15 protein-coding genes are annotated in these 20,136 nt (G+C 70.1%); 3 read left to right on the forward strand and 12 right to left on the reverse strand.

Going from position 1 to position 20,136, the window contains the following annotated elements:
• Positions 1 to 191: 191 nt before the first annotated feature.
• The 6 genes from ACIRD8_RS27150 to ACIRD8_RS27175 all read right to left on the reverse strand — a co-directional run bounded on the left by ACIRD8_RS27150 (position 192) and on the right by ACIRD8_RS27175 (position 8,161).
• Positions 192 to 2,606, reverse strand: coding sequence for a glycosyl hydrolase 2 galactose-binding domain-containing protein (locus tag ACIRD8_RS27150; RefSeq protein WP_403996773.1), 2,415 nt, complete (start codon positions 2,604 to 2,606; stop codon positions 192 to 194).
• Positions 2,603 to 3,514 (reverse strand): ATP-binding cassette domain-containing protein, encoded by a 912-nt coding sequence (locus ACIRD8_RS27155; protein WP_403996777.1) that lies wholly within the window; start codon positions 3,512 to 3,514, stop codon positions 2,603 to 2,605. Before ACIRD8_RS27155 ends, ACIRD8_RS27150 begins: the two co-directional genes overlap by 4 nt.
• Complete coding sequence (locus tag ACIRD8_RS27160; RefSeq protein ID WP_403996780.1) at positions 3,496 to 4,440, reverse strand: ABC transporter ATP-binding protein; 945 nt, start codon at positions 4,438 to 4,440, stop codon at positions 3,496 to 3,498. The genes ACIRD8_RS27155 and ACIRD8_RS27160 overlap by 19 nt, the downstream gene beginning before the upstream one ends.
• 4 nt (positions 4,441 to 4,444) lie before the next feature.
• The gene (locus ACIRD8_RS27165) at positions 4,445 to 5,350 is read right to left on the reverse strand and encodes an ABC transporter permease (protein WP_403996783.1); all 906 of its coding nucleotides are present in this window, start codon (positions 5,348 to 5,350) and stop codon (positions 4,445 to 4,447) included.
• Positions 5,347 to 6,342 carry an ABC transporter permease gene (locus ACIRD8_RS27170; protein WP_403996786.1) on the reverse strand — a complete coding sequence of 332 codons (996 nt, stop codon included), beginning with the start codon at positions 6,340 to 6,342 and terminating at the stop codon, positions 5,347 to 5,349. The genes ACIRD8_RS27165 and ACIRD8_RS27170 overlap by 4 nt, the downstream gene beginning before the upstream one ends.
• Positions 6,343 to 6,427: 85 nt before the next feature.
• Positions 6,428 to 8,161 (reverse strand): ABC transporter substrate-binding protein, encoded by a 1,734-nt coding sequence (locus ACIRD8_RS27175; RefSeq protein ID WP_403996789.1) that lies wholly within the window; start codon positions 8,159 to 8,161, stop codon positions 6,428 to 6,430.
• 224 nt (positions 8,162 to 8,385) lie between these two features.
• On the opposite strand from ACIRD8_RS27175, the gene ACIRD8_RS27180 reads away from it, so the two are divergent.
• From ACIRD8_RS27180 to ACIRD8_RS27190, 3 genes are all read left to right on the forward strand, one after another.
• Positions 8,386 to 9,405 carry a LacI family DNA-binding transcriptional regulator gene (locus tag ACIRD8_RS27180; RefSeq protein WP_403996792.1) on the forward strand — a complete coding sequence of 340 codons (1,020 nt, stop codon included), beginning with the start codon at positions 8,386 to 8,388 and terminating at the stop codon, positions 9,403 to 9,405.
• A 171-nt stretch (positions 9,406 to 9,576) separates the two neighbouring features.
• Positions 9,577 to 10,344 (forward strand): ABC transporter ATP-binding protein, encoded by a 768-nt coding sequence (locus ACIRD8_RS27185; protein WP_099177280.1) that lies wholly within the window; start codon positions 9,577 to 9,579, stop codon positions 10,342 to 10,344.
• Positions 10,345 to 10,404: 60 nt separating this feature from the next.
• Entirely contained in the window at positions 10,405 to 12,936 is a 2,532-nt protein-coding gene (locus tag ACIRD8_RS27190; RefSeq protein ID WP_403996796.1) for an ABC transporter permease, read from the forward strand.
• Positions 12,937 to 12,995: 59 nt separating this feature from the next.
• Here ACIRD8_RS27190 and ACIRD8_RS27195 read toward each other — a convergent pair whose 3' ends face one another.
• From ACIRD8_RS27195 to eno, 6 genes are all read right to left on the reverse strand, one after another.
• Positions 12,996 to 14,300 (reverse strand): class I SAM-dependent methyltransferase, encoded by a 1,305-nt coding sequence (locus tag ACIRD8_RS27195; RefSeq protein WP_403996798.1) that lies wholly within the window; start codon positions 14,298 to 14,300, stop codon positions 12,996 to 12,998.
• Between the two features lie 252 nt (positions 14,301 to 14,552).
• On the reverse strand, positions 14,553 to 15,956 hold the full coding sequence (locus ACIRD8_RS27200; RefSeq protein WP_124277324.1) for an NAD(P)/FAD-dependent oxidoreductase: 1,404 nt from the start codon (positions 15,954 to 15,956) through the stop codon (positions 14,553 to 14,555).
• 448 nt (positions 15,957 to 16,404) lie between these two features.
• Positions 16,405 to 17,346, reverse strand: coding sequence for an exopolyphosphatase (locus ACIRD8_RS27205; RefSeq protein WP_403996801.1), 942 nt, complete (start codon positions 17,344 to 17,346; stop codon positions 16,405 to 16,407).
• Positions 17,347 to 17,386: 40 nt separating this feature from the next.
• Positions 17,387 to 17,917, reverse strand: a complete 531-nt coding sequence (locus ACIRD8_RS27210) for a DUF501 domain-containing protein (protein WP_403997052.1) — start codon at positions 17,915 to 17,917, stop codon at positions 17,387 to 17,389.
• Positions 17,918 to 17,987: 70 nt separating this feature from the next.
• Positions 17,988 to 18,458 carry a septum formation initiator family protein gene (locus ACIRD8_RS27215; protein WP_124277326.1) on the reverse strand — a complete coding sequence of 157 codons (471 nt, stop codon included), beginning with the start codon at positions 18,456 to 18,458 and terminating at the stop codon, positions 17,988 to 17,990.
• Positions 18,459 to 18,552: 94 nt separating this feature from the next.
• Complete coding sequence (gene eno / locus ACIRD8_RS27220) at positions 18,553 to 19,839, reverse strand: phosphopyruvate hydratase (protein WP_014155837.1); 1,287 nt, start codon at positions 19,837 to 19,839, stop codon at positions 18,553 to 18,555.
• Positions 19,840 to 20,136 lie beyond the last annotated feature (297 nt).

Genomic DNA, 20,136 nt, shown 5'->3' on the forward strand with positions numbered 1-20,136 from the left:
GGAACATGCCCTCGATGTTGTCTTATTTTATTGACCGTGTGAGGGTCCGTCAGACACCTGACACCGCATCAGCACACGCCCGGCCCGGGCAGGGGGTACGAACCCCGGCAAACGGGAATGACGGAAAGTCGCCGCACCCGCACGGTCCATCCGCCATGGGCTGCGCCACCGTTCGCCAGGGCCCCGCCACCTCAGCCGTCGACGGTGTCGCCGACGCACCGGAGAACCGGACGTGAGCCCAGCGCCTCCGGGTCCTTCAGCACCGCGCCCGTGACGTGGAAGACGGCGCTCTCACCGGGCAGCAGAGTGACGAGCATGTCGTCCACCTCGGCCGCCGGATCCAGCCGGTCCGGGAAGAGCGCGAGATCGCGCAGCAGCGTCCGCGCCGTCACCGTGACCCGGTAGCCGATGCCCGATTCGTCACCCTGGGTGACCGTGACGTCGTACCGTGCCGGCGGCAGCGCGACACGGGTGTCCTCCTCGTAGAACTCGGCCAACCGCTGCTCGCCCAGCTCCGCCACCAGCACCTCGCGGGTGCTGTCGTCCGGCTCGGCGACCGAGGGCGGCAGGGGCACCCGGGTGACTCCGCGGGCCGCGGTGCCCACCGCCACCGTCTCCTCGGCCAGGACGGTTCCGTCCAGGGAGCGCCGGGTCAGCCGCAGCGTGCCCTCCCACGGGCGGGCGGAGTCGTTGACCAGGTGCAGGGCGCCGTCGCGTACGGCCATCAGCCGGTCCGCGTACACCTGGCGCAGGGCGTACCAGAGCGGTTTGCGGCGGCCGTCGCCGTCCACGGCCGCCCAGGAGACCACCGGCCAGCAGTCGTTGAGCTGCCAGACGATCGAGCCCATGCAGTACGGCGTGTGGGAACGGAAGTGGCGGATCCCGAAGGCGACCGCGCGGGCCTGGTTCAGCTGGGTGAGCCAGTGCCAGTCATCGAAGTCCGTCGGCTGCGGCAGGTGGTCGCCCAGGCCCCGCAGCAGCTTGGCGTCGCCGTCCTCCGCCTTCTGGTGGTGGGCGAGCAGCGGGGAGCCCGGGGCGAGCGGGCCGCTGACCGCGCGGCGGAGCGTCGCGTACGCGGGCGGGCCCTGGAAGCCGAACTCCGCGACGAAGCGGTGGGCGGTGTCGGCGTAGTGGCTGTAGTCGACCCGGTTCCAGACGTCCCAGAGGTGGACCGTGCCGCGCGCGGGGTCCTGCGGGGGCAGCTCCGGGGAGCCCGAGTAGGGCGACCCCGGCCAGTACGGGCGCGAGGGGTCGGTCTCGGCGCAGAGGGCGGGCAGCAGCTCGTGGTAGTAGCCGTGGCCCCAGGTGCGGCCTTCGAGCTTCTCCTGCCAGCCCCAGTCGGCGTGGCCCTCCAGGTTCTCGTTGTTGCCGCACCACAGCACCAGTGAGGGGTGCGGGGCGAGCCGGACGAGGTTCTCGCGTACCTCCGCGGCCACCTCGTCGTACAGCGGCTGCTCCTCCGGGTAGGCGGCGCAGGCGAACGGGAAGTCCTGCCAGACCAGCAGCCCCTTCTCGTCGCACAGCTCGTAGAAGTCGTCGCTCTCGTAGAGCCCGCCGCCCCAGACGCGGATCAGGTTGACGTTCGCGGCGAGCGCCTGGTCGAGGCGGTCGGAGATCCGCTGCCGGGTGATCCGGGCAGGGAAGCAGTCGTCGGGGATCCAGTTCACCCCGCGTACGAAGACGGGCTCGTCGTTGACGGAGATACGGAACGCCTCGCGCTCCAGGCCGACGCTCCGGAAGCCGGTCCGGCCGGCCCAGGCGACCTCGTCGCCCAGGCGGACCGTGACGTCGTACAGCGGCTGCTCGCCGTGGCTGTGCGGCCACCAGCGCGTGGCCTGGGGGACGGACAGGGTGGTCGAGACGCGGTGCGCGTCGGCACCGGCGTCGGCGACGAAGACGGTGCACGCGCCCAGCACCTCGACCGAGCCGGACAGGGCCGCGCCGCCGGGGCGGTCCACGTCCAGGGTGACGGACAGGCGCGGCACCCCGTCCTCGTCGAGGTCGCCGATGACCTTCACCCCGGCGAGGCGCGGGCCGGTCCAGGACTCCAGCGCGACCGGCCGCCAGATGCCGGAGGCGACCAGGGTGGGGCCCCAGTCCCAGCCGAAGTTGCAGGCCATCTTGCGGATGAAGGCATACGGCTCGGTGTACGCGCCGGGCCGGTCGCCGAGCGTGTCGCGCAGCGCCTCGGCGTAGGTGTACGGGGCGGTGAAGCGCACGGCGAGGGTGTTGGTGCCCTCACGCAGCAGCGGCCGGACGGGGAAGCGGTAGCTGCGGTGCTGGTTGGCGGTGGAGCCGACCTCGGTGCCGTTGAGCAGGACGGTGGCGACGGTGTCGAGGCCGTCGAAGCACAGGTCGGTGAACTCGTGCCCGTCGGCCGACCAGTCGAAGGCGGTGCTGTACGTCCAGTCGGTGCGGCCGATCCAGCCGAGCCGTGTCTCGTTGTCGTCCAGGTACGGGTCGTCGATCAGTCCGGCGGCCAGCAGGTCGGTGTGGACGCAGCCGGGGACGGCCGCCGGGACGCCTCCTGTGGGGAGCCCCACCGGAACGGCGCTGTCGGCGCTGAGCGTCCAGCCGTCGTGCAGGGGCAGGTGGCGAGAGGTCACGCGGAGGTCCTTCCGCAGTCGGGGAGTCCGGCGCAGGCGACGAAGTGGTCCGGCTCGGTCTCGTACAGGTCGGTGTCCCGGGCGCCGCCCTCGTGGAAGGCGCAGGCCTCCACGGGTTCGGCGGACGTCCAGGGCTGGTTCAGCCGGGGCACGGCCGCCAGGAGGGTGCGGGTGTAGGGGTGGAGGGGGTTGCCGAAGACCTTCTGGGTGTCGCCGCGTTCGACGACCCGGCCGTTCCTCAGCACCACGGTCTTCTCGGCGAGGTAGGTGCCGAGCGAGAGGTCGTGGGTGATGTAGAGGACGCCGAGGCCGCGCTCCTTGAGGCCGGCGAGGAGGTTGAGCACATCGATGCGGGTGGAGGCGTCGAGCATGCTGGTGATCTCGTCGGCGACCAGGAAGCGCAGGTCGAGCAGGAGGGCGCGGGCGATCAGCAGGCGTTGCAGCTGGCCGCCGCTGAGCTGGTGCGGATAGCGGCCGAGCACCTGCCCGGGGTCCAGGCGTACGTCCCGTACGGCGCTCTCCACACGGTCGGCCCACTCCTTGTCGGGGACGCCCGGGTGGTAGGCGCGGCGGACGAGGTCGAAGACGCGGTCGGCCTTGAAGACGGGGTTGTAGCAGCTGAAGGGGTCCTGGAAGACGCCCTGGACGCGGCGGTAGAAGTCCTTGCCCGGCCGAACCTGTTCGCCGTCCAGGGTGAGGCTGCCCGAGGTAGCCCGGGTGAGGCCCAGGACCATGCGGCCGATGGTGGACTTCCCGCTGCCGCTCTCCCCGATGAGCGAGACCAGTTCACCGGGGGCCGCCTCGAAGGAGACCCGGTCGACGGCGGTGGTGGAGCCGCCGCCGAAGGCGCCGGCCCGGAAGGTCTTGGTGACACGGTCGAGGGTCAGCATCAGGCCGCCTTCCAGCATGCGACGGAGTGGCGGGGGGCGATCTCGACGACGGGCGGCTCCTCGGCGCACCGGGCGTCGGCGAGGGGGCAGCGGTCGCGGAAGCGGCAGCCGGCCGGGGGATTCAGCAGGGAGGGCGGGGAGCCCTCGATGCCGCTGAGCGGCTTGTCCTTGTAGCGGGCGCCGACCTGGGGCAGCGAGCCGATCAGCATCTTCGTGTACGGGTGGCGGGGCTCGGTCGTGAGCACCCTCGTGGGGGCCTTCTCGGCGAGCTTGCCCGCGTACATCACCATGATCGAGTCGGCGATGTGCGAGGTCAGCCCGAGGTCGTGGGTCACGAAGATCATGCTGGTGACCAGGCCCTTGTCACGGAGGCCCGTGAGGGCGCCCACGACGGCCTGCTGGTTGGAGACGTCCAGGGCCGAGGTGACCTCGTCGGCGATCAGGACGGACGGGTCGAGCAGCGTGGAGATCACCATGACGGCGCGCTGCTTCATGCCCCCGGACAGCTCGATGGGATACCGGTCCAGGACCTCGGGTTCCAGGCCGACCAGGGCGAGCCTGCGGTGCAGTTCGTCCGTGTCCACGCTGACCCCGCGCGAGGCGAGGAGCTCCCGGATCATGCGGCCGATGCGCCGGGTCGGGTTGAGCGCGCTCATCGAGTACTGCGGGACGAGCGAGATCTTGTGGAAGCGGTAGGCGTTCATCGCCCGGTCGTCGGAGAGCGGCAGTTCGTCGCCGTCCAGCGTGACGGTGCCGCCGACGTGCCGCATCCGGCCGTCGAGCCGGATGAGGGACTTGCCCAGGGTGGTCTTGCCGCAGCCGGACTCGCCGGCCAGGCCCAGGATCTCGCCGTCCGCCAGGTCGAAGCCGACGCCGTCCAGGGCCCGGACCTCGCCACGCAGCGTGCGGTAGTGGACCCGCAGATCGTTGACGGTCAGGGTCATGTGCTCAGGACTCCCTCAGCTTCGGGTTGAAGACCTCGTCGAGGCCGACGTTGGCGACGTAGAGCGCGCCGACGATCGCGGTGATCCCGGCGCCCGGCGGAACGAACCACCACCACATGCCGAGTTGGAGCGCGCTCCACTGCTGGGCGCTCTGCAGCATCAGACCGAGCGAGACGCCCTCGGTCGGGCCGAGCCCGATGAAGTCCAGCGAGGAGGCGATCAGGATGGACCCGCCGAAGAGCAGGATGAACATCATGAAGAGGTACGAGCTCATGTTGGGCGCGATCTCGCGGAACACGATCCGCCAGGTGCCGCTGCCGCTGAGCCGGGCCAGGTCCACGAACTCCCGGGTGCGCAGCGAGAACGTCTGCGCGCGGATCGCGCGGGCCGCCCAGGGCCAGGACGTCAGGCCGATGAAGAGGCCCTGCACCGCGACGCTGCGCACCCCCATGTAGGCGTTGATGATCAGCAGGACGGCGAGGGCGGGGATCACCAGGACGACGTTGGTGAGCATGTTGAGGATCTCGTCGGTGACGCCGCCCCGGTAGCCGGCGAGGAAGCCGACGACCATCGCGATGACGGCAGCGATGGCCCCGCCGACGACGCCCACCAGGAAGGTCGCGCGCAGCCCGTGCACGAACTGGGCGTACACGTCCTGGCCGAAGGTGGTGGTGCCCATCCAGTACGTGCCGTCCGGCGCGGACGCCTGCGGGCCCACGTACTCGTTGGGGTTGCCGCTGTCGAGCAGCATCGGCCCGACGACACCGATCGCGAGCAGGATGAGGACCAGGGTCACGCCGATGATCAGCTTGGGGTTGCGCACCGCGTAGTGCAGCGACTCGCGGCCCGGCTTGGCCACGGGCGCCTCGGCGGAGGGGGCCTCGGGCGCCGGGTCGGGCAGTGTGCTCATGAGGTGCCTCCTGCCATGCCCGTACGGGTGCGGGGGTCGACGACGACGTACACGATGTCGATGAGGAAGTTGGCGATCAGTACGCCGATGACGATGAACAGGAACGCGCCCTGGAGCAGGAAGAAGTCCTGGTTCTGGATCGCCGCCAGGATCAGTGAGCCGAGCCCCGGATAGGCGAAGACGATCTCGGTGACGAGCGCCCCGGCGACCAGCACGCCCAACTGGAGCGCCAGCCCGGTGACCTGGGGCAGGACGGCGTTGCGGAAGGCGTAGCGGCGAATGAGCCGCTGGGGCGCGCCGAGGGCCGACAGATAGGAGGAGTAGTCGGACTCCAGCTCGTAGATGATCATGTTGCGCATGCCGATGGCCCAGCCGCCGAGCGCGACGAGGAACAGCGAGAGGAACGGCAGCACCCAGTGGTGCAGCGCGTCCAGCACGAAGTCGGCGCTCCAGCCGGGCTGGATGTCCAGGCTGTAGCCGCCGGAGATGGGGAACCAGCCGGCCTTCGCACCCAGCGCCCAGGCGAGGATGACGGCGATCCACATGTACGGCATGGCCGTCAGCAGATAGCCGGCCGGCAGCACCGTGTTGTCGAGGACCTTGCGGCGGGCGGACAGCGCGCCGATCCAGTTGCCGACGAACCAGCTGAGCAGGACGGCCGGGATCATCAGGCCGAGCGTGTACGGCAGCGCGTCGAGCAGGACGTCGCCGACGGGCGTGGGGAAGACGAAGATGGAGATCCCGAAGTCGCCCTGGAGCAGCGCGCCCCAGAAGTGCAGGTACTGCTGCCACAGCGGCTCGTCGAAGCCGAACAGGTTGTTGTAGTAGGTGCGCATCGCCTCGGCGGCCTCGGGCTGCGAGACGCGGGCTCGGGCGACCATGGCGGAGACCGGGTCGCCGGGCATGAAGCGCGGGATCATCCAGTTGACGGTGACGGCGACGACGAACGTCAGTCCGTAGATGAGAAGTTTGCGGGCGAAATAGCGGCGCAAGGGTGTGCTCCCCTGGTGGAGAGCCCCGCCGTGCGCGCACGGTCAGGTGTACGCGCACGGCGGGGCGGTCATGGAGTCAGCGGCGTCACTTGGCGGGCTTCAGCTGGGTGAGCGTCTCGAAGCCGCCCATCTCCAGCCAGTTGCGCCACAGGGCCGGCGCCGTCCTCGGGGCGCCCTCGGCGTCCGACGGCCAGTTCGTCCAGGTCCCGGTGGTGGACTGCGACCAGAGGCCGTTGTACCAGAGCGGGATGATGGGCATCTCGGTCAGCTGGATGTCCTGGATCTTCGAGACGGCGGCCTTCATGCCCGCCGTGTCGTCGGTCTTGACCCCGCCGAGCTCCTGCACCAGCTTCCAGGCCTCCTCGTTCTCGTAGCGCCCGAAGTTGACCGTGTTCTGCTGCTTCTGGACCGGCATCTGGAAGATGTAGTCGTAGTACGTCCAGGGGGTGTTGGACAGCTGGCGCTCGTTGTTGATGACGAGGTCGAAGTCGCCCTTTCCGCGCTGCTCGTTCAGGGCGTTCTGGTCGGGGAACTCGGTGCTGATCTTGATGCCCGCGTCCTTGGCCCCGGCGGCGATGACCTTGGCCGCCTCCATCCAGTCGGTCCAGCCCGAGGGCACGGCCAGCTTCAGGCTGAGCGTGGAGCCGTCCTTGTTCTCGACGAAGCCGTCGCCGTTCTTGTCCTTGTAGCCGGCGTCCGCGAGCTCCTTCTTCGCCGCGGCGGCGTCGTGCGTGAAGCCCTTCTCCGCGATGAGGGCCTTGTCGTCGAACTGCTCCCACTGCGGCAGCAGACCGGTCGGGGAGGCCGGCTTGACCAGGTCGCCGTACACACCCTTGACAATCTTCCCGGTGTCGACGGACGCGGCGAGCGCCCGACGGAAGGCCGCGTCGTCCATCGGCTTCTTGGTCGTGTTGGGCACCAGCCAGGCGGTGTTGGCCGAGAGCATGTAGGGGGCCTCGTCGTAGTACGACACGACCTTCTTGCTCTTGATCAGCGAGGAGGCGCCCGGCAGGAAGTTGTTGCTGAGGTCCAGCTGGCCCTGGCCCAGCTGGCCGATGACGACCTCGTTGCTCGGGTTGGAGACGTCGACGATGTAGCGCGGGGCCGGCGTCATGCTCAGCGCCTTCGTGCCCCACCAGTCGTCACGCCGCTCCCAGACGACCCGGTCCTGGCTCTTGCTCTTCAGCTTGTACGCCCCGGTGCCGACCGGCTTGTCGTTGACGCCGTTGAGGATGTCCTCGTCGGTGCGCGAGCTCCAGACGTGCTCGGGGACGACCGGCTGGCCGTAGAGGGTGTAGTCCCACTCCTGGTAGCGGGCCTCCTTGAAGGTGAAGCGGACCGTGGAGTCGTCCACCGCCTTCGCGTCCGACAGCCAGCTCCACAGCGAGTGGAAGGCGGAGGCCTCGATCTTGCCGAGGCCGTAGGAGTACGCGACGTCCTTGGCGGTCAGCGGCTTGCCGTCGGCCCAGGTGATGCCCTGGCGCAGCTTCACCTCGTACGTCTTGTCCCCGGTCCAGCTGCCCGACTCCGCGAGCCAGGGCGTCAGCTTGCCCTCGTTCGGGTCGAAGTGGAACAGGGTCTCGTAGACCAGACCCTTGGTGCCGGTCGCGTGGTCCCAGTTGCGCAGCGGGTTGTAGTTGGCCGGCGGCCCCCACTGGGTGCCGGTCGTGTAGAGCGTCTCGTTGCGCGGCAGCGAGCCGCCCTTGCCTGCCGTGCCACCGGTGCCGCCCGCCCCCGAGCCGCCTCCCGTGCACGCGGTCGCGGCGAGTGTGAACACGGCGAGTGCGGTCGTGACCCGCAGCCGGGTACGCGTACCCATAGCCCCTCCTTTTCCCCCGCGCCGTCCCTGCCGAGCGGAGTTACTGAACCGGGTAAGTGCCGTGAAGGTATGGGCGCCCAGGAGTCGTGTCAAGGGTGCGGGAGCGCTCCCATTGCAGTTTTTTCCCGGGCTCACGCAGAGGTCTGGACCGCTCGGGGGAAGACAGAGGTCAGGGGGCCCCGGCTAGGATGCGGGATGAACACGAACCGGTTAAGCGAGGTCGCATGTCCAAGCACCGCCCCACGATCGCCGACATCGCGCGCCGCGCCGGGGTCTCGAAGGTCGCGGTGTCGTACGCCCTGAACGACCGCCCCGGCGTCTCCCCCGCGACCCGCGCCTCCATCAAGGCCATCGCCCAGGAGATCGGCTGGCGCCCCAACAGCGCGGCCCGCGCCCTCACCCACGCGCGGGCCGACACCGTGGGGCTCGCACTGTCCCGGCCCGCCAGGATGCTGGGGGTCGAGCCGTTCTTCATGGAGCTGATCAGCGGCATCGAGACCGAGCTGTCCGCCCGTGGCTGCGCCCTGCTCCTCCAGGTCGTCACCGACCCTGTGCAGGAGCTGGAGATGTACCGCCGCTGGTGGGGCGAGGGCCGGGTGGACGGGGTGTTCCTCGCCGATGTGCGCTCCCCCGACCCGCGCATCGAGGGCATCGCCGAGCTGGGCATGCCCGCCGTGGTCATCGGCCACCCCTCGGCGGCCGGGACCCTCACGCCCGTGTGGTCGGACGACTCGGCGGCCCTGCGCGACACCCTGACGTATCTGGCCGCGCTCGGCCACCGCTCCGTCGCCCGGGTTGCCGGACTCCCCGAGCTGATCCACACCCAGCTGCGCGACCGTGCCCAGCGCGAGATCAGCGCCGAACTCGGACTGGGCGAACCGGTGGTGGTGCACACGGACTACTCCGGCGAGGAGGGGGCGCACGCCACCCGCCGGCTGATCAGCTCGGCCGAGCGGCCGACCGCCGTCATCTACGACAACGACATCATGGCCGTCGCCGGGCTCTCGGTCGCCCAGGAGATGGGCCTGGACGTCCCCGCCGACCTCTCGCTCGTCGCCTGGGACGACTCCCAGCTCTCCCGCGTCGTGCGGCCCCCGCTGACCGCGCTGAGCAGGGACATCCCCGCGTACGGCAGCCACGCGGCCCGTACGCTGCTGGCGATGGTGGCCGACGGATCGGCCCCCGGCTTCGAGGACGCGGCGGCCCGCCTGGTGCCCCGCGGATCCACCGCTCCGCCCCGCTGAGGTCCCGGCCCGGCTCAGGGTCGGTGTCCTACCTCAGGACTACACCGGCGCCCGGCGGGTGCGACTCAAGGGGGCCCCGCGAACGGGCACGAGGGCTGACGTCCCGGCGCCGTACGGCGGCGAGGATGGAGGGGTCCCCGTGAACACGCCGTTCGAACCAGGAGTACCCCTGTGACCACCACCACCGTTCACCGCACCACCGCGGTCGCCGCCCGCGCGACGGAGCTGTCGAAGGTCTACGGCGCGGGTGAGACCCAGGTGGTCGCCCTCGACCGCGTGACCGTCGACTTCCCGCAGGGGGAGTTCACGGCGATCATGGGCCCGTCGGGTTCCGGGAAGTCCACGCTGATGCACTGCGTGGCCGGCCTCGACAGCTTCAGCAGCGGTTCCGTACGCATCGGCGAGACCGAGCTCGGGACGCTGAAGGACAAGCAGCTCACCAAGCTGCGCCGGGACAAGATCGGCTTCATCTTCCAGGCCTTCAACCTGCTGCCCACCCTGACCGCGCTGGAGAACATCACCCTGCCGATGGACATCGCGGGGCGTAAGCCCGACGCGGCCTGGCTCCAGAAGGTCATCGACATGGTGGGCCTCTCCGAGCGGTTGAAGCACCGCCCCACGGAGCTCTCCGGCGGCCAGCAGCAGCGCGTCGCGGTCGCCCGCGCCCTGGCCTCGCAGCCGGAGATCATCTTCGGTGACGAGCCGACCGGGAACCTCGACTCCCGCTCCGGCGCGGAGGTCCTCGGCTTCCTGCGCAACTCGGTGCGCGAGCTCGGCCAGACCGTGGTGATGGTGACCCACGACCCGGTGGCCGCCTCCTACGCGGACCGTGTGGTCTTCCTCGCCGACGGCGCGGTCGTCGACCAGATGCTGAACCCCACCGCCGACGGGGTCCTCGACCGGATGAAGGCGTTCGACGCGAAGGGCCGCACCAGCTGACGTCCCACAGGCTGTCGCACCCCCCTTCCGCACTCCGAACTCCCCCCAGGAATTGACGACATGTTCCGTACCGCCGTGCGCAATGTCCTTGCGCACAAGGCCAGGCTGCTGATGACCGTGCTCGCCGTGATGCTCGGCGTCGCCTTCGTCTCCGGCACCCTGGTCTTCACCGACACCCTCGGCAACGCCTTCCGCAACCAGTCCGCCAAGAGCTACGACGACGTCGCCGTCGCCGTCACGACCTATGCCGAGCGCGGCGACGAGGAAACCGCCGCCGTCGACGAGGCCACGCTCAAGAAGATCAAGGCCCTCGACGGCGTGGCGGAGGCCACCGGCCGGGTCTCCGGATTCGCCGGCGTCGCCGACACCCACGGCAAGCTCATCGGTGACGGCTGGTCCAACACCGGTTCCAACTTCGCCCCCGGTTCAGGCGGCAAGGACGCCCAGTACACCTTCACCGAGGGCACGGGGCCCGTCGAGGCCGGGCAGATCGCCCTCGACCGGAGCACCGCGGACAAGGGTGAGTACCGGGTCGGCGAGAAGGTGCGGGTCGCCACCAACGGGCCGGTGAAGGAGTACACCCTCGCCGGTGTCTTCACCACCGAGGACGGCGCCGTCAACGCGGGCGGCAGCCTGGTCCTCTTCGACACCGAGGTCGCCCAGCAGCTCTACCTGCGGCCCGGCGAGTTCAAGGACGTCACCGTGACCGCCGCGCCCGGCGCGTCCGACCAGAAGCTGCTCGCTGCCGTGAAGCCCCTCCTCCCGGAGAACGCCGAGGCCAAGACCGGGGCGGCCCTCGCGGACGAGGAGGCCGAGATGACCGAGTCCGGCCTCAAGAGCCTCAACTCGATGCTGCTGGCCTTCGCGGGCATCGCGCTCTTCGTCGGTGTGTTCCTGATCGCCAACACGTTCACCATGCTCATCGCCCAGCGCACCAAGGAACTCGCCCTGATGCGCGCCGTCGGCGCCTCCCGCCGGCAGGTCAAGCGGGCCATCCTGCTCGAGGCCGGTGTGGTCGGTGTGATCGCCTCGGTGATCGGCTTCGCGCTGGGCGTCGGGCTCGCGACGGCGCTGCGCTCCGCGATGGGCATGTTCGGCGGGAAGATCCCGGCCGGTCCGCTGGTCGTCTCCCCCACGGCGGTCGTCGCGGCGTTCGCCGTGGGCGTGCTGATCACCGTGTTCGCCGCCTGGCTGCCCGCCCGCCGCGCCGCCAAGATCCCGCCGGTGGCGGCGATGAGCAGCGTGCACGCGGTGGCCACCACCAAGTCGCTGGTCGTGCGGAACTCGTTCGGCGGGGTGATCACCCTCGCCGGGTCCGCCCTGATCGTCGCCGGTGCCGCGCAGGGCGACGAGAACGGCCGCTGGCTCATCGGCGGCGGGGCCTTCCTCGCCCTGATCGGTGTCATCGTGCTCATCCCGCTGCTCTCCCGGCCGGTGATCGCCCTGGTGCGCCCGCTGCTGCGACGGCTGTTCGGGGTCTCCGGCAAGCTGGCCGCACAGAACGCGGTCCGCAATCCGCGCCGCACCGGGGCCACCGCCTCCGCCCTGGCGATCGGGCTCACCCTGGTCACCGGCATCTCGGTGCTCGGCGTGACGCTCGGCCAGGCGATCGACAAGATGACGACGGACAACATCCGGGCCGACTACATGGTCTCGATGGCCAGCGGGGGCCCCCTCGACGAGACGGCTCTCTCCGCCCTGCGCAAGGCCGATGGCGTCGAGGCGGCATCCCCGCAGCGTGCCGTCTGGCTCACCGTCGGCGAGGACGACAGCGTCTCGGCCTCCGGAGTCACCCCGGGCGATGTCGAGAAGGTCTTCGACCTGAAGACGGTCTCCGGGTCGCTGGCCTCCCTGAAGGACGGCGAGATCGCCGTCGACCGCAAGACCGCGAAGTCGCACGGCTGGAAGACCGGCGACAGCGTGCCGGTGAAGTTCCAGGACGAGAAGAAGGAGACCCTGAAGGTCGGGGCCCTCTACGAGGGCAACGAGTTCCTCTCCCCGGTCCTGATCTCCGAGGACGTCGTCGACCCGCACGAGACCCTCGCCGACATCCGCGAGGTCTGGCTGACCATGGACGGCGGCCAGACCGACGCCAACGAGAAGGCCGTGATCGACGCGCTCGGCGACAACCCGGCGATGAGCGTCATGGACCGCCAGGGCATCCGCGACATGTTCGGCGGGTTCATCAACACCGCGCTGAACATCATGTACGCGCTGCTGGCGATGGCCCTGATCATCGCGGTGCTCGGCGTCGTGAACACCCTGGCCATGTCGGTCTTCGAACGCCAGCAGGAGATCGGCATGCTGCGGGCGATCGGTCTCGACCGGCGCAAGGTCAAGCGCATGATCCGCCTGGAGGCCGTCGTCATCTCGCTCTTCGGAGCGGTGGTCGGGGTCGCCCTCGGTACGTTCCTCGGCTGGGCGATCGGCAAGAGCCTGTCCGCCTCGATCCCGGGCTACGCCCTGGTCATCCCGTGGGACCGGCTCGGCATCTTCCTGCTGCTGGCAGGGCTCGTGGGTGTGCTGGCCTCGCTGTGGCCGGCCCGCAGCGGCGCGAAGCTGAACATGCTGACGGCGATCAAGACGGAGTAGCCGCACGGACGAAGGGCCGGTACCCGCACCGCGGGTACCGGCCCTTCCGCGTTCCCGGATCAGCCGTTGGCCGACGCCGTCCACTCGCGGGCGCGCAGCGGCATGCCCGCCCCGCCGCCCTCCCGCGGCCGCACCGCGAGGATCTGGTTGACGCCGATCTTGTTGTGCTCGAAGGAGAGCGCCGAGGCGGCCATGTAGAGCCGCCACACCCTGGCCCGGCCGGGCGAGGTGGCCCGTACGGCCTCCTTCCAGTGCCGTTCCAGATTGGCGACCCACTGGCGCAGGGTCAGTGCGTAGTGCTCCCGGATCGCCTCGACGTCCCGGGCCTCGAAGCCGGCCTCCTCCAGGGTGGCGACGGTGCGGCCCACCGGGGCCAGTTCACCGTCGGGGAAGACGTAGGCGTCGATGAAGTCGTCGACGTGGTAGGCCGACTCGTCCTTCTCGGGGCGGCGGGCGATCTGGTGGTTGAGCAGCCGCCCTCCGGGCTTCAGGAGCGCGTAGAGGTCGTCGGCGTACTCACGGAAGCGGACCGTGCCCACGTGCTCGGCCATGCCGATCGAGGAGATGGCGTCGTACGGCCCGTCCCTGACGTCACGGTAGTCCTGGACCCGGATCTCGATCCGGTCGGTGAGCCCCTCCTCCGCGATGCGCTTGCGGGCGAAGGCGGCCTGCTCGGTGGAGAGGGTCACTCCGGTGACCCGGGCGCCGTACTCACGGGCCGCGTGGATGGCCATGGAGCCCCAGCCGCAGCCGACGTCGAGGAGACGGTCGCCCTCCTTCAGCGCGAGCTTGCGGCAGACGAGGTCGAGCTTGTCGCGCTGGGCGTCCTCGAGTGTGGCGCCGTCCTGCCAGTAGGCGCAGGAGTAGACCATGGACGGGCCGAGGACCATCGCGTAGAAGTCGTTGCCCACGTCGTAGTGGTGGCTGATCGATTCCTTGTCGCGGCGTCTGGTGTGCAGCGGCCCCGTCCGGCGGCGGACCTCCTCAGCGGGCGGGGGCGGCGGCGGCCAGGGCCCGGCCAGCTGGACCAGGCCGCGGGCGAACTCCCGCACCTTCGGGTCGCGGACGGGGTGGACGGTGTCCTTCGCGTCGGCACCGCGTTCCCAGAGCAGCGAGGCCAGGGCGTTCAGAACCTCGTACAGGTCACCATCGACGTCGATCTCACCGGCCACCCAGGCGCGGGCCAGGCCCAGTTCGCCCGGCTTCCAGAGCAGCCTCCGCAGGGCGCGGCGGTGGCGCAGGACGAGGGCGGGGGCACCCGGCGGCCCGGATTCGCTGCCGTCCCAGGCCCGGATCCGGACCGGCAGGGGTTCTCCCAGCAACTCTTCGGCAAGAGCGGTCAGCCGCGATGCGGCGTCGGCCATGGTGCACACCTCCGTGGTGGTGTTTCCGAACGTGCCTAAATTCGCATATACGCACCCGAACCAGGCCGCGACACCTCGGGGCCACGGCGAGGTACACCACCCTCAACGCCGTCCGGCAGCCGCGCCATCCCGTTCCTCGGCAACGGAACGGCAAAATACCTGCGCCCACCATCTACTTCCGGGGGTGCAGGAACGCCGGAGGGGTCGTCCGCACCACGGATGGCGGACGACCCCTTCGGTGACGTACGGGCGCTAGGAGGCCTTGGCCTTCTCGCCGGACTTGCTCTTGTCGCCGTCGGCCTTGGCCGCGACCGGCGCCGGGCTCGGCTTGGCGGCCTCGTAGAACTCCTCGCGCGGAGTCTCCATGGCGCCGAGCGAGACGACCTCGCGCTTCAGGAACATCGCCAGCGTCCAGTCCGCGAAGATCCGGATCTTACGGTTCCAGGTCGGCATCGCCATGCCGTGGTAGCCACGGTGCATGTACCAGGCGAGACGGCCCTTGACCTTGATCTTCACCTTGCCGACGACGATCATCGCGACGCCCTTGTGCAGGCCGAGACCGGCGACCGCACCCTTGTTGGCGTGGCTGTACTCCTTCTGCGGGAAGCCCCGCATGCCGGAGATGACGTTGTCGCCGAGGACCTTGGCCTGACGCAGCGCGTGCTGGGCGTTCGGCGGGCACCAGGCGTTCGGGTTGCCGGCGCGGCGGCCGACCATGTCCGGCACCTGGGCGTTGTCGCCCGCGGCCCAGATGTAGTCGGTGCCCTGCACCTGGAGCTTCTCGGAGGTGTCCACGTGACCACGCGGGCCGAGCGGCAGACCGAAGCGGGCCAGCGCCGGGTTCGGCTTCACACCGGCGGTCCACACGATCGTGCTGGAGTCGACCTCGAGGCCGTTCTTCAGGACGACGTGGCCGTCGACGCAGGAGTCCATGGAGGTCGAGAGGTAGACCTCGACACCACGGCTCTCCAGGTGCTCCTTGCCGTACGCGCCCAGCTTCGGGCCGACCTCGGGAAGGATCTTGTCGGCGGCGTCGACCAGGATGAAGCGCATGTCCTCGCGCTTCACGCTCGTGTAGTACTTCGCCGCGTCGCGCGCCATGTCCTCGACCTCGCCGATGGTCTCCGCACCGGCGAAGCCGCCGCCCACGAAGACGAACGTCAGCGCCTTGCGGCGGACGTCCTCATCGGTCGTCGAGTCGGCCTTGTCCAGCTGCTCGAGGACGTGGTTGCGCAGACCGATGGACTCCTCGATGCCCTTCATGCCGATGCCCTGCTCGGCGAGGCCGGGGATCGGGAAGGTACGGGAGACCGCGCCCATCGCGATGACCAGGTAGTCGAAGGGCAGCTCGTAGGCCTCGCCGACGAGCGGCGCGACCGTGGCGACCTTGCGGTCCTGATCGATGGTCGTGACACGGCCGGTGAGAACCTCTGCCTTGGGCAGCACGCGTCGCAGCGGGACGACGACATGCCGAGGCGAGATGCTGCCGGCAGCAGCTTCGGGGAGGAAGGGCTGGTACGTCATGTACGAGCGCGGGTCGACGACCGTGACGGTCGCCTCTCCATACCGCATCTTCTTCAGAATGCGACGAGCTGCGTACAGGCCTACGTACCCACCGCCTACAACGAGGATCCTGGGACGCTCCGTGGTGCTCATGCCATCGAGTATCCACCCCCCTCGGGGGGCATGCTCGTGAGCCCCTTCACAAGGTATGGCCAACCCTCTGCTACACTTCGCCGCCCACGTGACCCAGGTCATGGTGCGGGTGGGGAACCACGACGTTCCGGCGAACGTTGTTCACCGCTTGTGAGCTGGCCCTTGAGCCCCCGGACACGATGAACCACCTGCCCGGGACACGCCGCCGCCACACCCCCGAAACGACCCCGCAGCACCCCCACGGACACCTCCGGGCGGCCCCGACTGCCCTCCCGGGGCAGAACTTCGCCCAGTGGGGCCGAATTCCTTGTGAAGAAGTTCACGAAGTTCGTCGGAGCACCTCGCGAAAGCCCTCCCCGGACACGTCCGGAGAGGGCTCCACCAGCTCAAAGGTGCAGGCCGGAATGCGTATGAGCGGCATCTCACCGCACCCGCCCCGGCGCTGTGATCAAGCGGCCGACCAGGCGATCCCGTCAAGGATGTCGTGCTCGCTGACGACGACCTCACGGGCACCGGTCCGCTCCATCAGCGCGAGCAGGACGAGCGCACCCGAGGGGATCACATCGACCCGGCCCGGGTGCATCGCGGGGATCGCCGCGCGCTCCTCGTGCGTCGAGGCGAGCAGCCGCTCGGTGATCTCCCGCACCCGCTCGACGGAGACCCGGGAGTGGTGGATCGCCTCGGAGTCGTACTCCGTCAGCCCGAGCGCTATCGCGGCGACGGTGGTGACCGTCCCGGCCAGGCCGACGAGCGTCGCCGCCGAGGAGATCGGCACGGTCTCCTCGGCCAGATCCAGGGCGGCGCCGATGTCCGCGCGGATCGCGGCGACCGCGGCGGGCGTGGGCGGGTCCACCACGGCCCCGTCCACGACGAGGTGACGCTCGGTCAGGCGCACGCAGCCGATGTCCACGGACCGGGCCGCGCGCACCCGGTCGTCGCCGACGACGAACTCGGTGGAACCGCCGCCGATGTCCACGACGAGGTACGGCTTCTCCAGGTGGTCGCCGCCCACCAGCTCCTTGGTGGCACCGTCGAAGGAGAGCTGCGCCTCCTGGTCACCGGTGACCACCTCGGGCTCGACGCCCAGGATCTCCAGCACCCCGCGTACGAACGTGTCGCTGTTCTCCGCGTCGCGCGAGGCGGACGTGGCGACGAAGCGGATCCGCTCGGCGCCGAGCTCCTTGACCGCGGCCGCGTACTCGCGGCAGGCCTCGAAGGTGCGCTCGATCGCCTCGGGGGCCAGCCGGCCCGTCCGGTCGACACCCTGGCCGAGCCGGACGATCTCCATCCGCCGGTCGAGCTCCGTGAACTCCCCGGTCGCGGGATCCACGTCCGCGACGAGCAGACGGATGGAGTTGGTACCGCAGTCGATGGCGGCAACGCGGGTCATGAGGGGCTCCTGTGGTCGTGGTTACGGGGGCTCCGGGAGGTCAGGCCTCTTCGGCGCCGCACGGGGTGACGCACGGGCCCTTCGCCCACCACTCCGGCAGCATCGCGATCGCCTCGTCGCCCAGCGGGTTCACCCCGGGGCCCGCCGCCAGCGAGTGGCCGACCAGGACGTGCAGGCACTTCACCCGGTCCGGCATGCCGCCCGCACTCGGGAAACCCTCCAGGACCTCGATGGCGTCACGGCGCGCGAGGTAGTCCTCGTGCGCGGCACGGTAGGCCGCGGCCAGCTCCGGGTCCGTCGTGAGCCGCTCGGTCATCTCCTTCATGACCCCATTGGCCTCCAGCGTGCCGATCGCGGACGCGGCACGCGGGCAGGTCAGGTAGTACGTCGTCGGGAACGGCGTGCCGTCCTCCAGACGGGGCTGGGTCTCGACCACGTCCGGGTTGCCGCACGGGCAGCGGTGCGCGATGGCGCGCAGCCCGCGCGGCGGCCGGCCGAGCTGGAGCTCGAACGCGGCGATGTCCGCAGCGGTGGGCGCGGTGGATTCGGTCTGCGGAGGGGGCGTGTCCATGCCTGCCTTGAATGTCATCGGTCGGACTGTATGAATCGGTACGGGGAGAGGGTGCGGCGCGTACCCGGGGTCACTCGCGGTCCGCGCTGTCGACGCCGTCCCAGAGGTTCGAGTGCCAGGGCCGCCCCGTCGCCCCCGGCTCGCCCCCGCGCTCCTCGGCCGCGTCCGGGTCGACCACCGTATAACCGGTCTCGCCGGGCAGCACGTAGTGCAGGTGCTGACGCGCGAGACGCCGGATGTACGCGTCGTCCTTGAGCCGCGCCTTCTCGTCGCGCAGCTCCTCGGTCCGCTGGTGGGCCTCCCGGGAGAGCCTCTCCTGATCGGCGATCTGGTCGCGCTGGGAGATGTACTGCCGCATGGGGTACGCGAGCGCGACCACCAGGGAGCAGACGATCAGCGCCAGGAACGCGGCCCGCCCGGTGAGCCGTGAACGGCGGGCCTGGCGGCGGTTCTGGGACCGGTAGACGCGGGCCGCCGTCTGCTCGCCGAGCAGCCGCAGCCTGGTCGCGGTGGAGAACCGGTCGCGGTCCTTCCCGGCCATGTCTCACGCCTCCCCGTTACGCACGTCCGTCCCCGCACACGGTACGGGACCGGATGCGGGGACGGACGGAGGCTGGTGCTCCGGACTCGGGCTGTCAGCCCTCGAAGCGGAACCGCGGGAACGCCGAACGACCGGCGTACACCGCGGCGTCGTCGAGGATCTCCTCGATGCGCAGCAGCTGGTTGTACTTGGCGACGCGGTCCGAGCGGGCCGGGGCGCCGGTCTTGATCTGGCCGCAGTTCACCGCGACGGCGAGGTCGGCGATGGTGACGTCCTCGGTCTCACCGGAGCGGTGGGACATCATGCACTTGAAGCCGTTGCGCTGGGCCAGCTCGACGGCGTCCAGGGTCTCGGTCAGCGAACCGATCTGGTTCACCTTGACGAGCAGGGCGTTGGCCGAGCCCTCCTCGATGCCACGGGCGAGGCGCTCCGGGTTGGTGACGAACAGGTCGTCACCGACGATCTGCACCTTGGAGCCGAGCTTGTCGGTGATGACCTTCCAGCCCGCCCAGTCGTCCTCGTACAGCGGGTCCTCGATGGAGACCAGCGGGTACGCGGAGACGAGCTCCTCGTAGTACTCGGTCATCTCGGCGGCCGAGCGGGACTTGCCCTCGAACTCGTAGACGCCGTCCTTGTAGAACTCGGACGCGGCGACGTCGAGCGCGAGCGCGATGTCGCGGCCCGGGACGTAACCGGCCTCCTTGACGGCCTCCAGGATGAGGTCGAGGGCGGCGCGGTTGGACTCCAGGTTGGGGGCGAAGCCGCCCTCGTCACCGAGGCCGGTGGACAGGCCCTTGGTCTTCAGGACCTTCTTCAGCGTGTGGTAGATCTCCGCGCCCCAGCGAAGGGCCTCGGAGAAGGACTCGGCGCCGATCGGCGCGATCATGAACTCCTGGATGTCCACGTTGGAGTCGGCGTGCGAGCCGCCGTTCAGGATGTTCATCATCGGAACGGGCAGCAGGTGCGCGTTCGGGCCGCCGAGGTAGCGGAACAGCGGGAGGTCGGACGCCTCGGACGCGGCGTGCGCCACGGCCAGCGAGACGCCGAGGATGGCGTTGGCGCCGAGGGAGCCCTTGTTCTCGGTGGCGTCCAGGTCGAACATCGCCTGGTCGATGAGGCGCTGCTCGGTGGCGTCGTAACCGACGAGCTCCGGGCCGATCTGCTCGATCACGGCGAGGACGGCCTTCTCGACGCCCTTGCCCTGGTAACGGTTGGGGTCCCCGTCGCGAAGCTCAATGGCCTCGAACGCACCGGTGGAGGCGCCGGACGGAACAGCAGCACGTCCCGTGCTGCCGTCGTCGAGGCCAACCTCGACCTCGACCGTGGGGTTGCCCCGGGAGTCGAGGATTTCCCTGGCTACGACGACGTCGATGGACGGCACGAGGCATCTCCTTCTGGGATCTGACACTGGTTGTGCAGGGTCACTGTGGCCTTGCGCCACGAGCCTAACCGGCTCGGCACGCTCCGTCGGCCGTCCGCCCGTCCCCTGGGACGAAAAAGGACCCAAGGACCTGCATTCCGGGCAAAGCTCCAGAAATTTACTGACGGGTAACCACAACTGTTGAACACTCACCTCCACGGCGGGCCCGCGCCCCGCCCCCGAGCGCGACGGCCGCAGGGGTCCGGACACGACCCCGGCCCGGCGCGCGGGGGGTCTGCGCGCCGGGCCGGGTCTCCG

The sequence above is a fragment of the Streptomyces sp. NPDC102451 genome, from assembly GCF_044765485.1.
Taxonomy (GTDB): domain Bacteria; phylum Actinomycetota; class Actinomycetes; order Streptomycetales; family Streptomycetaceae; genus Streptomyces.